This is a genomic window from Bradyrhizobium sp. Kon37 (assembly GCF_055807535.1).
The window spans coordinates 31804-44658 of sequence record NZ_JBVVOY010000008.1 but is presented as its reverse complement, the minus strand read 5'-3'; the positions used below and the strand labels follow the sequence as shown (position 1 = coordinate 44658).

The 12855-nt window shown below is 65.5% G+C and carries 13 protein-coding genes; 2 read left to right on the top strand and 11 right to left on the bottom strand.

The window, feature by feature from the left end:
• Positions 1 to 95: 95 nt before the first annotated feature.
• Both AC0L3J_RS17575 and AC0L3J_RS17570 read right to left on the bottom strand, forming a co-directional pair.
• Positions 96 to 1169: a tartrate dehydrogenase gene (locus tag AC0L3J_RS17575; protein WP_473347885.1), complete on the bottom strand. Its 1074-nt coding sequence runs from the start codon at positions 1167 to 1169 to the stop codon at positions 96 to 98.
• Positions 1170 to 1187: 18 nt separating this feature from the next.
• Positions 1188 to 2486, bottom strand: a complete 1299-nt coding sequence (locus AC0L3J_RS17570; protein WP_473347884.1) for an MFS transporter — start codon at positions 2484 to 2486, stop codon at positions 1188 to 1190.
• A gap of 146 nt (positions 2487 to 2632) precedes the next feature.
• On the opposite strand from AC0L3J_RS17570, the gene AC0L3J_RS17565 reads away from it, so the two are divergent.
• Together AC0L3J_RS17565 and AC0L3J_RS17560 are read left to right on the top strand one after the other, a co-directional pair.
• A complete protein-coding gene (locus AC0L3J_RS17565; RefSeq protein WP_473347883.1) occupies positions 2633 to 3550 on the top strand; it encodes a LysR substrate-binding domain-containing protein in 918 nt (305 codons plus the stop codon).
• 37 nt (positions 3551 to 3587) lie between these two features.
• Positions 3588 to 4412 carry an aspartate dehydrogenase gene (locus AC0L3J_RS17560; protein ID WP_473347882.1) on the top strand — a complete coding sequence of 275 codons (825 nt, stop codon included), beginning with the start codon at positions 3588 to 3590 and terminating at the stop codon, positions 4410 to 4412.
• Between the two features lie 3 nt (positions 4413 to 4415).
• Here AC0L3J_RS17560 and AC0L3J_RS17555 read toward each other — a convergent pair whose 3' ends face one another.
• From AC0L3J_RS17555 to AC0L3J_RS17515, 9 genes are all read right to left on the bottom strand, one after another.
• A complete protein-coding gene (locus AC0L3J_RS17555; RefSeq protein WP_473347881.1) occupies positions 4416 to 5720 on the bottom strand; it encodes a PQQ-dependent sugar dehydrogenase in 1305 nt (434 codons plus the stop codon).
• 142 nt (positions 5721 to 5862) lie between these two features.
• A complete protein-coding gene (locus AC0L3J_RS17550; protein WP_473347880.1) occupies positions 5863 to 6072 on the bottom strand; it encodes a hypothetical protein in 210 nt (69 codons plus the stop codon).
• A 226-nt stretch (positions 6073 to 6298) separates the two neighbouring features.
• On the bottom strand, positions 6299 to 6925 hold the full coding sequence (locus tag AC0L3J_RS17545) for a methyltransferase family protein (protein ID WP_354171185.1): 627 nt from the start codon (positions 6923 to 6925) through the stop codon (positions 6299 to 6301).
• Between the two features lie 30 nt (positions 6926 to 6955).
• Positions 6956 to 7987: an NAD-dependent epimerase/dehydratase family protein gene (locus AC0L3J_RS17540; RefSeq protein ID WP_473288627.1), complete on the bottom strand. Its 1032-nt coding sequence runs from the start codon at positions 7985 to 7987 to the stop codon at positions 6956 to 6958.
• 29 nt (positions 7988 to 8016) lie between these two features.
• Entirely contained in the window at positions 8017 to 8553 is a 537-nt protein-coding gene (locus AC0L3J_RS17535; protein ID WP_473347879.1) for an Mpo1 family 2-hydroxy fatty acid dioxygenase, read from the bottom strand.
• Between the two features lie 154 nt (positions 8554 to 8707).
• On the bottom strand, positions 8708 to 9379 hold the full coding sequence (locus AC0L3J_RS17530) for an OmpA family protein (protein ID WP_473288629.1): 672 nt from the start codon (positions 9377 to 9379) through the stop codon (positions 8708 to 8710).
• Complete coding sequence (locus tag AC0L3J_RS17525; RefSeq protein ID WP_018454284.1) at positions 9379 to 9795, bottom strand: hypothetical protein; 417 nt, start codon at positions 9793 to 9795, stop codon at positions 9379 to 9381. The genes AC0L3J_RS17530 and AC0L3J_RS17525 overlap by 1 nt, the downstream gene beginning before the upstream one ends.
• Before the next feature lie 88 nt (positions 9796 to 9883).
• Positions 9884 to 10174 carry a type II toxin-antitoxin system HicB family antitoxin gene (locus AC0L3J_RS17520; protein ID WP_473288630.1) on the bottom strand — a complete coding sequence of 97 codons (291 nt, stop codon included), beginning with the start codon at positions 10172 to 10174 and terminating at the stop codon, positions 9884 to 9886.
• Between the two features lie 7 nt (positions 10175 to 10181).
• Positions 10182 to 12737 carry an ATP-dependent helicase gene (locus tag AC0L3J_RS17515; protein WP_473347878.1) on the bottom strand — a complete coding sequence of 852 codons (2556 nt, stop codon included), beginning with the start codon at positions 12735 to 12737 and terminating at the stop codon, positions 10182 to 10184.
• Positions 12738 to 12855 lie beyond the last annotated feature (118 nt).

Sequence of the window (12855 nt, the reverse complement as noted above, 5' to 3'; positions counted from 1 at the left end):
TTTCAAGAGGGGGTCCAAAATTTTTTGGAAATCCCCTGGGGCTCCCGCTCCTACCCTCTCCCGCAAGAACGGGAGAGGGAGAGACGTAGTTCGGACTACACGTTCGATCCGTGGATCGCCTCGATCACGGCATCCGTCACGTCGTTCGTCGTCGCCTTGCCGCCGACATCGGGCGTCAGCACGCCGGCTGCGCATACTTTCTCCACCGCCGCCATCAACCGCACCGCCGCGTCCTTCTCGCCGAGATGCTCCAGCATCTGTGCGCCGGTCCAGAACGTCGCGACCGGGTTGGCGATGCCCTTGCCGGTGATGTCGAAGGCCGAGCCGTGGATCGGCTCGAACATCGAGGGGAAGCGGCGCTGCGGATCGATATTGCCGGTCGGCGCCACGCCGAGGCTGCCCGCCAGCGCGCCGGCGAGGTCGGAGAGGATGTCGGCGTGCAGATTGGTCGCGACGATGGTGTCGAGGCTCTTCGGATGCAACGTCATGCGCACCGTCATGGCGTCGACCAGCATCTTATCCCAGGTCACGTCAGGGAATTCTCCCGCGACCTCGGCGGCGATCTCGTCCCACATCACCATGCCATGGCGTTGCGCGTTCGACTTGGTCACGACGGTCAGGAACTTGCGCGGGCGCGACCGCGCGAGCTCGAACGCATAGCGCATGATCCGCGTCACGCCGACGCGGGTGAACACCGCGACCTCGGTGCCGACCTCTTCCGGGAGACCCCTGTGGGCCCGGCCGCCCATGCCGGCATACTCGCCCTCCGAATTCTCGCGCACGATCACCCAGTCGAGGTCGCCGACGCCGACATTGCGCAGCGGCGAGGCGACGCCCGGCAAGATCTTGGTCGGCCGCACATTGGCGTATTGGTCAAAGCCCTGGCAGATCGGCAACCGCAGGCCCCACAGGGTGATGTGGTCGGGCACGTCGGGCGCACCGACCGCGCCGAAATAGATCGCGTCGAACTTCTTGAGCTCCGCGAGGCCATCGGCCGGCATCATGACGCCGTGCTTCTTGTAATAGTCCGAGCCCCAGTCGAAGGTCTTGATGTTGAAGGCGAGGTCGCCGCTGCGTTTGGCCAGCGCCTCCAGCACGCGAACGCCAGCGGAGATGACCTCGGGGCCGATGCCGTCGGCGGGGATCGCTGCAATCGAATGGGTACGCATGAGGTGCTCCGTTGGGTGTCAGTGGGATTGCATGACGGGTTCGATGCGGGCGGTCTGCGCCCGCGACAATAGCAGGGTCAGGACCGCGGAGAGAACCAGCAGGCCTGCAACGCAGTAGAGCCCGCCGACAAAGCTGCCGGTCTGGTCCTTGATCCAGCCGATCATGGCGGGCCCCACGAAGCCGCCGAGGTTGCCGATCGAGTTGATGGTGGCGATGCCCGCCGCGGCCGCGGGGCCGGAGAGGAATAACGTCGGCATGCTCCACAGCGGTGGCTTCGCCGAGGAGATGCCGATGTTGACGAGCGCCAGCGCGATCAGCACGGTCACGACGCCGGTCGCAAGTCCGGCAAAGGCGAGCCCCGCCGCCGCGAGCAGGCAGGCCAGAACGACGTGCCAGGTGCGCTCGCCGGTGCGATCCGAATGGCGCGCCCACAGCACCATGGCGACGACGGCGGCGCTCGCCGGCAGCGCGTTGAGGAATCCGACCTGGAGCGAGGACAAGCCGAACTGCTTGATGATCTGCGGCGCCCAGACGCCAAGCGTGTAGAGGCCGGCCGAGGTGCCGAAATAGATCAGCGCCAGCGCCAGCACCCGCGGATCGGCCAGCCCTCGCCAGATGCTATGCTTCGCGGTCGCAGCTTTGCTGGTGGTCTCTACGTTCATGGTCTCGACCAGCCAGCGCCGCTCGTCATCCGCGAGCCATTTTGCTTTCTCCGGGCGGTCTGTGAGGAATGCCAGCACCACGAACCCCAGCAGCACCGCCGGCAGCGCCTCCAGCACGAACAGCCATTGCCAGCCCTTGAAGCCGAGCATTCCATCCATCTCCAGCAGCGCGCCCGAAACGGGCGATCCCAGCACGGTCGAGAGCGGCGCCGCCGCCATGAACAGCGCAGTCACGGCCGCACGCTGGCGTGCCGGGAACCAGTAGGATAGGTAGAGGATGATACCGGGAAAGAACCCGGCCTCGGCGACGCCGAGCAGGAAGCGCAGCGCGTAGAAGCTGGTCGGGCCCTGCACGAAGGCCATCGCGGCCGACACAATGCCCCAGGTGATCATCACCCGCGCGATCCAGATCCGCGCGCCGACCTTGTGCAGGATGATGTTGGAGGGTACCTCGAACAGGAAGTAGCCCCAGAAGAAGATGCCGGCGCCAAAGCCGTAGACGGTCGGCGACAGGCCGATGTCCTTGTTCATCGTCAGCGAGGCGAAGCCGATATTGACGCGGTCGATGAAGGCCACGAAGTAGAGCAGCATGATGAAGGGAACGATGCGCCATGTGATCTTGCGCAGCACGCGCGTCTGAATCTCGGTCGCCATCCCAGCCTCCCTGATTCCGTTGTGACGGCGGACCCTGAAGGTCCACTCCGGAAGCCAAGCTAGGCGGGAGCGGCTGGGGGACTCAATTGGCGCTGGTTTATACAAAAAAATGATATAATCCCGTCACAGGATCAGAGGACTGTTGGATGGAATTGCATCAGTTGCGATGCTTCGTGGCGGCGGCCGAGCAGTTGCATTTCGGCCGCGCGGCACAGCATCTCCAGATGCTGCCCTCCGCACTGGGCCGCCAGATCAAGCTGCTGGAGCAGGATCTGGACACGCGGCTGTTCGCGCGGACGACGCGTGCGGTGTCGCTGACGGAAGAGGGCGCGACGCTGCTGCGCGATGCCCGTGCCATCCTTGCCCGCGTCGAGGCGGTCGAGAGCAATCTGCGCAATCGCTCGCGCGCGGGGGCTGCTCGAAAACTCCGGGTCGGCGCGATCGACAGTGCCGCGGCGGGGCTGTTACCGGCATTGCTGCGCGACTTCCGCGCAAAGCACCCGGCGGTGGCGGTGCAGCTTCTGGAGGAGAAGACCGTCCGGCTCTTGCCGAAGATTTTGACCGGCGCACTCGATCTCGCCTTCGTGCGTCCGCCGGCTCAGCGGGACAAGCGGCTCGAATTCCGCGATCTGCTGCAGGAGACAGCTATCGTGGCCTTCCCGCAGCGCCACGCGCTGGCCAAACGCAAGTCGATCACGCTGGCGGAGATCGCCGAGGAGGCGATGCTGGTGCCGGACCGCCGCTCGCGGCCGCACAGCCACGACCTCACGATAAGACTGTTCGAGCAGGCAGGCCTCACGCCACGCATCGTGCAGGTCGCCGACGAGAAGCAGACCATCATCAATCTCGTCGCAACCCGGCTCGGGGTGGCGATCGTGCCGCGCTGGAGCACGCGGATGGCGGTATCAGGCGTGCGCTTCGTGCCGCTGCGGCCAAAGCAGATCGGACCCGTCGGCCGGCTGCCGCTCGCTGCCGCATGGCTGCGCGGCTCGCGTGATCCGGCCCGCGACGCGATGCTGTCCGTGCTCGAGACGCGCCTGCGCAACTATGCGCGGGACGCCTGAGGCGCTATGAGATCGACTTGGCGAGAGGGGTGATGCGATGACGGAACAGAGAGCTTCGAACCAATTGCGGGTTGCCATCGCGGGGCTCGGCTCGATCGGCACCAAGATCGCGACCGCGCTCGATCAGGGCATCGAGGGGTTGACGCTTTCTGCCGTGGCGGTGCGCGATCCCGCAAAGCATCAGACATTGCTCGGCAGCCTGCGTCGTCCGCCATCCGTATTGCCGCTCGACCAACTCGGTGACGCCGCCGACATCGTCGTCGAATGCGCGCCGAGCAGCCAACTGCGCGCGATCGTCGAGCCCGCAGTGAAACGCGGTAAGGCCGCGGTCGTCGTCAGCGTCGGCGGGCTGCTCGACAATTTCGATCTTGTCGATCTCGCCCGTGCCAATGGCGGCCGCATCCTGGTGCCGACCGGCGCGCTGATCGGGCTCGACGCCGTCAACGCCGCCGCGATCGGCACCATCCATTCGGTGAAGATGGTGACGCGCAAGCCGATCGACGGCTTGAAGGGCGCGCCGTTCATCGTCCAGAACAACATCGATATCGACCATCTGCGCGAGCCGCTGAAGCTGTTCGAGGGCACGGCGCGCGAGGCCGCAAAAGGCTTTCCGGCCAATCTCAACGTCGCAGTCGCGCTGTCGCTCGCGGGCGTCGGGCCGGATCGCACCCAGGTGCAGATCTGGGCCGACCCGACCGTGACGCGCAATGTTCATCGCATCGAAGTCGAGGCGGATTCGGCGCGCTTCTCGATGTCAATCGAGAACATCCCGTCCGAGAATCCCAAGACCGGGTTGATCACGGCACTGTCGGTGATCGCGCTGCTCCGCAAGCAGCGCGCCACGCTCAGTGTTGGAACATAACCTTCAAGCCCCCGTCACGCGCCAGATCACATTGCCGACGTCGTCGGCCATCAGCAGCGACTTCTTGTCGGGACCGATCACGACGCCGACCGGGCGGCCGTAGGATTCCTTTTCGTCGGGTGCCAGGAAGCCCGACAGGATGTCGCGTGCGGGGCCCGAAGGCTTACCGTTCTCGAACGGGATGAACACCAGCTTGTAGCCGGACAGCGTGCTGCGATTCCACGAGCCGTGCTGGCCGATCGCCATGCCGTCGGGGAAGCCCGGCAGTGTGCCCGCCGGCATCCAGCACAGGCCGAGCGAGGCGGTATGACCGCCGAGCGCGTAGTCCGGCGTGAGCGCCTTGGCGACCATCGCCGAATCCTGCGGCACGCGATCGTCCACCGTCTTGCCCCAGTAGCAATAGGGCCAGCCGTAGAAGCCGCCATCGCGCACTGAAGTCAGATAGTCCGGCGGCGTTTCGTCGCCGAGGCCGTCGCGCTCGTTGACGACGGTCCAGAGCACACCGGTCGTTGGCTCCCAGGCGAGACCAACCGGGTTGCGCAGGCCGGCGCCGAAGATGCGGTGCGTGCCGGCGACGAGATCGAGCTCGTAGACCGCGGCGCGGCCTTCCTCGACCTCCATGCCCATCTCGGCGATGTTGCTGAGCGAGCCGACGCCGGCATAGAGTTTTTTGCCGTCGGGACTCGCGAGCAGGCTGCGGGTCCAGTGGCCGCTTGGCTTGAAATGGGTGAGGCGCTTGCCCGGCGCGGTGATGCGATCGGCATTCGCCACGTACGGGAAGGCCATCACGCCGTCGGTGTTGCCGACATAGAAGGTGTCGCCGACCAGCGCCATGCCGAATGGCTGGCTGAGATTTTCCATGAACGCGCCGCGATACTCCGCGACGCCGTCGCCGTCCTTGTCGCGCAGCAGCGTGATGCGGTTGGCGCTGATGCCGAGCGCGGCGGCGCGCCGCATCGTCGCCTGCATCGCGTAGTGAAACACCGACCGCGGCGCCCCCGCGATCTGCGTCGCCTCCGCAATCAGCACGTCGCCATTGGGCAGCACCTCGATCCAGCGCGGATGGTCGAGACCGGTCGCGAACGCATTGACTTTGAGCCCGGGTGCGACCGTCGGCTTCTGTCCCTCGCTCCAGCCCCGCGCCGTCGGCATCTTCAGTGTCGGGATGGCGCCTTGCGGCTTTGCTTCGGGAATGGCGGGCGACTGGCCCCAGGCCGGCGCAGGCACGGTGCCCGATAGCTTTCGCCATTGCAGCGCGATGCCGCCGAGAAGCGCAACGAACTGCGCAAAGATGCTGGAAAAAGTCATGAGAGGCCCCTGTTTGCGCGCGCATCCAACGGGCTGGCGGGGCAGACGTCAACCTGTGCGACGGGGCGCGGGGCTCTATTCCCGTGGAATGGCAGCCGTTCGAATTTGCATGGGACGAATGCCGACAGGCCGGGCCCGGAGATCAGCGGCCGATCTGCCGCTCCGCTTGGCGCGCCGCGCGAAAATCACCCAGATGATGGACGTTCGGCGCGAGCGCGGCCTCCCTGGACAGGAGATGATAGACGCGCGCCACCGTGCGCTGCTTCTGCTTCGGCCGCCCGGGCGGCAGCGCCCGCGCCTTGCGGACGGCGGCGATCGCGTGCTCGCGAAAATAATCGTAGGCGTCGGACATGGCTCGATGCTCTGCGGTGTGTGGCAGGTATCGAGGGGCTAACGGGCTGGAGGGAGGGCAGTTCCTCTCGATGTCGTCCCGGCGAAGGCCGGGACCCATACCGCGGAATTCATCGTTTGCAGATGGTAGAAGTACCAAGCGACGAGTCTTCGCCAAACCACGGCCCGTGGTTATGGGTCCCGGCCTTCGCCGGGACGACATCGAATGTGGGGCGCGTTCCCCGCTTTCACCGCGGCGACAGGAACGGGATGATCATCGGCACGCGGCGGCAATAAGCGCCGTAGGCGTCTTCGCCGAGCTCCTTCGACAGGAACACCTCTTCCATCCGGCCCTTCTGCCACATGCCGAGCGAGATCAGGATGGCGCCGAGCATCGCGGTTACCGTGCCGACCGCGATGCCGGTCACCAGCATGCCGAGGATCAGGCCGGTGTAGATCGGATGACGCACGATGCCGTACGGGCCGGTGTCGATGACGCGGTGGTCTTGCTTGTGGGTGATGGTGTTGGACCAGAACTGTCCAAGATGCAGCCGTCCCCACCAGGTGAAGGAGATGCCGGCCAGCACGATCAGCGCCACGACGTAGACGGCGCTATTGCTGAACACCCAGAGCGGCTTCTCGCCGAGCACTTCCGCGGTCCACGGGGTGAACAGGATGCCGCCAACCAGGATCGGAATGCGATAGCGGCCGGACTCCAGCGTCATCACCTGCTTCTGGGTGCGGCCCTGCCAGAACGAGGCGCCGACCCAGCTTGCGAGCCAGGCGAGCCAGATCAGGGCGAGCAGTTGCGTCGGCCAGGTCGTGGTCCAACCACCCCAGGCGACAGAGAGAAGCTTGCTGAAATCGAAGGACATGCGGAAAGGTTCTTTGGGTTGGGCGGCAGCTCAGCTGGCGCGCGAGGAGAGCGCGTGATGCTCGATGGCGCCGGAGGCAAGCGCGCCGCCGCGGGCGAGAAGATGGGTGATGGTTTCGCGCAGGACCGGCTCGATCGGGCGCGGCGCGTAGCCGAGCTCGGTGCGCGCCTTGCCGATCGAGAGGTCGCTCGCGGCGAGTGCGATGCGCACGCCCTCGGCGGTGCCGTTGGGCGGCCGGCGCGTGATACGATCGGAGAGATATTCGAGCATGATGCCCGATAGCTCGGCCATCTTGCCGGGAACGACGACCGGGAATTGCCGGCGGCCGCTCATGGCGGACATCATCCGCAGGATCTGGCCGAGCCTAACGCAGTCGCCGCCGAGGATGTAGCGCTGGCCGTTGCGCCCGCGTTCCATGGTCAGCACGAGGCCCATGGCAACGTCGCGGACGTCGACGAGATTGACCGGGAAGTCGAGATGCGGCTGCACTTTCTTCTGCAGGAAGTACCACAGCATCGCGGTCGGCGGCGTCAGATTATGGTCGGCGGCCCCGATCGGCATGGTCGGGGTGCCGATCACCAGCGGAAAGCCCGCGGCTGCGGCCTTCGCGGCGCAATGCTCGGCCAGCGATTTCGACCGCGTGTAGGCGCCCGGCATCGCCTCGGCCGGCTGCAGTGCCTCTTCGGCGGGAACACCGTTGAGGTCGGAATAGGGGAACAGGATCGATTCCGTCGAGCAGTGCAGGAAGCGCGAGACCCCGCGCTTCATCGCGGCCGCGAGCACGATCTCGGTGCCGCGGCAATTCACGTCGTGAAAGGCCTGCTTGTCGGCGACCCACATGCCGGGCAGGCCGGCGAGGTGATAGACCTGATCGACCCCAGCAATCGCGGCATCGACCGCGGCACCATCGAGCACCGAGCCTTGGGCATATTCAACGTCGGCATACGGCGCGGCAGGCGCACGGACGTCGAGAACACGCACCCGCTGCCCACGGGCGCGGAGCGCTTCTACAAGATGATGTCCGATGAAGCCGCTGCCACCGGTAACCAGTACGAGAGCCATGCAGTAGGTTTGCTGTTTCGCGTCTAGAACTATCGGGTTGAAAGGGAATTGGTCGGAGCAGGCGCCAGAATCGCGGCAAGGTCGCGACGGAAGCCCAATGCAATGAATAATTTTGCCATGACAAACATCGGTCCAAGCAGAAAATGCGTGGGGTGGTCGACCATCGACGGCTGCCGCTCCTCGAAAACCTTGTGACCGACGATTTGCGACAAGACGCCGAGCCCGATCAGCACCACAAAAATCGACCACATCATGACCATCGAGACTTGATTGCCGATCGCGGTTGCGACCGAAAGCAGCACGATCATCGCGGCGAGGATGCCGAGCCCGATCCCGGCGTCCAGCATCAGCCAGTAGGCCAGCACCGGCAGGGCAAGAACCATGGCCAGGCTGACCTCGATCCCGAACAGCGGGAAATGCACCAGCGTCAGCGGCAGCACTGCGCCGGTGAAGAGCAGGAGGATGCCGACCACGTGCATCGCGCAGTTCCAGGGATCGCGATGGTATTCGACGTAGTCGGCCAGCTGACGTTGAAAATAACTGGCCATCTCGGTCTCGTGTAGCATGGGGTCGGGCAGGGCGAAAAAAGCCTATAGCACCTGATAGGGCGGTGCACAAACCGGCGCGATTGTCGCGCGAAACCGCGCTGTTGCGCTGTGAGACAGGTCACAAAATGATCAAGACTTCAAAGGGTTCCGTCAGCCGCCGTGGCGCGTCCGCTCAGCGTTTCTTGGCGGGCTTTTTCGCCGCAGGCGCAGGTGTCGCAGCCGGATGCGCAGGCGCTTCCTCGGGTACCTTGGCGTAGGTCAGGATTTGCAACTGGGCGTTGGCGGCGGAGGTCGGCTTGGCCCGGTCGAGAAACTGCTCCTCGCCGAGGCCGATCGGATGCAGCCGCTTGGTCGAGATCTTGAACGTGTTCACCAGCACGTCGCGAATCGCGTCCGCCCGGCGCTGGCTCAGGATGGCGTTGGCCTCGCGCGTCTTCGCGTTGGATTCGACATGGCCGACGATTAGGAACGTGTAGGGCAGCAGCGAGGCATGGACCAGCGCGTCGGCGAGGCGCCCGACAGTCTGGTAGGACGCCGGCTGGATGATCGGCGTGTCGGCGTCGAACTGGATCTGCGCGGTGAAGGTCGGCAAATTGGCCAGATCAGGCGCGATCAGCGGCCGGTTCACCGGACCGGGATCGTTCTTGATCCTGGCCTTGGCCCGCTCCATCACCTGCAGCTTCAGCGCGGGGAGATCGATCTCGGCGGCTTGTTCGAAATGGTTGAGCTTGCCGACGATGTCGTCGCGGGTCGGCGGCGCCGTCTGCGCTTCCGCTGTGCCCGCGAGCAAAGCGAGGCCGAGCGCGATGCATATTCCGGCGGTGGTAAGCCTGGTCGCTGGCATCACCGATACCCCGCGTCGTCGACGGCCTTCAGGCAATTGTTGCTGATGCCCTTGGGCGTCGAGACCAGGCAGGGGACCGCCTTGCTGGTCTCCTTGGTCGAGCCGCCGCAGACCTTGACGATCTCGCGCTGGCAGACGTTCGCCACGGTGACACGGGCGGCAACGCGCTTCTGGATGGCGTCGAAGGCACCGAGATAGTCGCTCTGGCACTGTTGGGAGAGCACGTCGCGGTTGCGCGAGAGGCACTCCTTCAGGCGGGTCGAATCCGGGTTGACGCCGCGGCAATTGGCGACGATTTCCGCGCCGCAACTTTTCGCCAGCAGCCCGATCGCATCGCCAAAGCTCATGGTCTCCGCCGCCGCAAGCGACGGCATACCCAATGCCAGCAAGATCAGTGTGATGGAGCCCCGGACCATGGCCGCATCTGATACGGGGAAGTTCGCGGTGGTCAAGGGGCGTTCGGGCGAGAAGTGTCGAGAGTCCGACCAGTGCGGCGAACAGTCCTCACTCAGTGGCCTCAGTGAGGGGCGGCCATTCGATCAGGGCGACCGTGTGTTTCCCGAGGTCGTCGGCCAGATCAGGGTCGGCCTTGAGCTCGTCCAATGTCCGCGGCGGGGGAAGCTGGCGGCCGTCCGCGATCAGTTCCTGTGCATAGAACGCGAGTGCCTCGGGCGCATTCTCCAGGGCCTCGTCGACGTCGTCGCCGCCGGAAATGCAGCCGGGCAGGTCGGGAAACCACAAACCAACGGCCTCATCCGGGCCGGCGTCCTCGATGATGGCGACGTAGTGCGGCATGCAGGCCTCACGCCCGCTGCACAAAACTGTCCACGACCTTCTTCTCCCCCGCCTTGTCGAAGGCGATGGTGAGCTTGTTGCCGTCGATCTTGGTGACGCGGCCATAGCCGAATTTCTGGTGGAAGACGCGATCGGAGAGGGAGAATTCCGAGGTCGTGCCGGTGGATTTGGCCACCAGCTCGCCCTCGATCGTCAGGGGCCCGCGGCGACGCGAGGAGAAGCTGCCGAAATCGGGCGAGGACGACTGGGACGAAAACGACGAGGCCTGTTCCTCGAAGCTGCCGCGGCCGCCATTGCCGCCCCCGCCGCCGCCACGATTGCGATTGGCCTGGGCACGCTGCCAGCCGGGGGTCGAATAGGTGGAGCCGAACGCTTCCATGTCGTCGAAGCGGGAGGCGCCGTAGCCGCCGGTGCCGCCCCAGGCGGAGCCGCCTTTGGATTCCGTGATCTCGACATTGGCCGCCGGCAGTTCGTCGAGGAAGCGCGACGGGATCGTGGTCGACCAGGTGCCATGGATCCGGCGGTTGGTGGCAAAATAGATCTTGGCGCGGCGGCGAGCCCGGGTCAGGCCGACATGGCCGAGCCGGCGCTCTTCCTCGAGGCCCGCGCGGCCCTGTTCGTCGAGCGTGCGCTGGCTCGGAAACAGGCCTTCTTCCCAGCCGGGCAGGAACACGTTGTCGAATTCCAGCCCCTTGGCCGAATGCAACGTCATCAGCGACACCGCGTCCTCATCGGCGCCGCTGTCGCGGTCCATCACCAGCGAGATGTGCTCGAGGAAACCTTGCAGATTCTCGAACTCCTCCATCGAGCGCACCAGCTCCTTGAGGTTTTCGAGCCGGCCCGCGGCGTCCGCCGAACGGTCCTTCTGCCACATCTCGGTGTAGCCGCTCTCGTCGAGCACGATCTGGGCGAGATCCGTGTGCGACGTGACCTCGCGCTGGGCCCGCCAGCGGTCGAACTGGGCGACGACGTCGCGCAAGCTTCCGCGCGCCTTTGGCTTCAGCTCGTCGGTCTCGACCACCGCGCGCGCCGCCTCGAACAGCGGAATGCGGCGCTTGCGGGCGTGGTCGTGCAGCATCTGCACGGTGGCATCGCCAAGGCCGCGCTTGGGCGTGTTGACGATGCGCTCGAAGGCGAGATCGTCGGCCGGTGAATTGATGACGCGCAGATAGGCCAGCGCATCGCGGATTTCGGCGCGCTCGTAGAAGCGCGGGCCGCCGATGACACGATAGGGCAGGCCGAGCGTGACGAAGCGGTCCTCGAACTCGCGCATCTGGTAGGAGGCGCGCACCAGGATCGCGATCTCGTTGAGCTTGTCGCCCTGGCGCTGGATCTGCTCGATCTCCTCGCCGATGCCGCGGGCTTCCTCTTCCGAATCCCACGAGCCTGTGACCGTGACCTTCTCGCCGTCATGGTCTTCGGTGCGCAGCGTCTTGCCGAGCCGGCCCTCGTTGTGGGCGATCAAATGCGAGGCGGCGGCGAGGATGTGGCCGGTCGAGCGGTAGTTGCGCTCGAGGCGGATGACCTTGGCGCCGGGGAAATCATGGTCGAAGCGCAGGATGTTGTCGACCTCCGCGCCGCGCCAGCCATAGATCGACTGGTCGTCGTCGCCGACGCAGCAGATGTTTTTGACGTTTGTTTTTTCTTGCGCCGGAGGCGGCGCCTCATCGCCATTCTCGGCATCACGCGGCGGAGACTCGATGGCTTGCCGGGGCAAGCCAGGCAATGACGGATTGGACGATGGCGCCTGCGAGAGCAGCCGCAGCCACAGATATTGCGCGACGTTGGTGTCTTGATACTCGTCGACCAGGATGAATTTGAAGCGCTGCTGGTACTGCCGCAGGATATCCGGGTGCTCGCGGAAGATGCGGATGTCCTCGAGCAGCAGATCGCCGAAATCGGCGGCGTTCAAAATCTTCAGCCGCTCCTGGTAGCTCGCATAGAGCTTGCCGCCCTTGCCGTTGGCGAACACGGCGGCTTCGCCCGACGGCACCTGCGACGGCGTCAGGCCGCGGTTCTTCCAGCCGTCGATCAGCCCGGCGAGCATGCGCGCCGGCCAGCGCTTGTCGTCGATATTGTCGGCTTGCAGAAGCTGCTTGAGCAGTCGGACCTGATCGTCGACGTCGAGCACGGTGAAGTTCGACTTGAGCTGCGCCAGCTCGGCATGGGTGCGCAGGATACGCCCGCCGATGGAGTGGAAGGTGCCGAGCCACGGCATGCCTTCGACGGCATGACCGAGCATCTGGCCGAGCCGGTGCTTCATCTCGCGCGCGGCCTTGTTGGTGAAGGTCACCGACAGGATCTCGGAGGGGCGGGCGCGGCCCTGGCTCAGGATATGGGCGATGCGCGTGGTCAGCACGCGGGTCTTGCCGGTGCCGGCGCCGGCCAGCACCAGAACCGGGCCGTCCAGCGTCTCCACAGCCTCGCGCTGCTCCGGATTGAGCCCGGACAAATATTGCGGGCCCACCGAGGCCCGTGCACGCGCGGCGATGCCGCCGGCTGCGGGCTGGTGGTCGGGGACGCTCTGGGACGTGATCTTGCTCGGCTCGGTCATGCGAATCATTTGCCCCACGTTGGCACCGCGGGGTGGTGAAAGGGGAGCCTTCTTAACAGGGATTGGTCCCTATATGGGGCCGCGGACGGGGGTTTTCCACGTGCGCGGAAAGCCAATTTGTTCCTGT